Annotated in this window: 1 protein-coding gene; it reads right to left on the reverse strand. The window is 45.5% G+C overall.

What is annotated here, in order from left to right; all coding sequences use genetic code 11:
• Positions 1–94: 94 nt before the first annotated feature.
• Positions 95–374 (reverse strand): hypothetical protein (locus EGJ68_RS18045; protein WP_233248881.1); only part of this gene is annotated, 280 nt, incomplete at its 5' end.

Genomic DNA, 374 nt, shown 5'->3' on the forward strand with positions numbered 1-374 from the left:
TAACGCCGCCATAAAGGGCGCGCGCGGTTTGCGCGTCCCAAGCCATGCTTTTCAATGGCTGGTTTCATGGCCTTGTTATGTGTCTTAAGCGTTGTCATAGGGACTGCAGCCCATTGCTACTTACTAATATAATCACAAAGCCTAGCAGCTGTAATAAGAATGGGTTTTTAGCCACTCCCCAATTGATAACAACGAAAACCAGGGCTGCAGGTGCAATTATGATAATGCCTATCCCCCACAAGATATGCGTCTTGAATGCGGCAATGAGAAGGCCCAGCCCACCTATGATAAATATTATTAGGCCGATAATTGAAAGTGCTTCCATGCAATAGATATCCTTTAGTAGTTGCTGCCTAAGAAGACCGACACATAAC

Origin of the sequence: Haliea alexandrii, from assembly GCF_003719295.1 — a bacterium.
GTDB classification, from domain to species: Bacteria; Pseudomonadota; Gammaproteobacteria; order Pseudomonadales; family Halieaceae; genus Haliea; species Haliea alexandrii.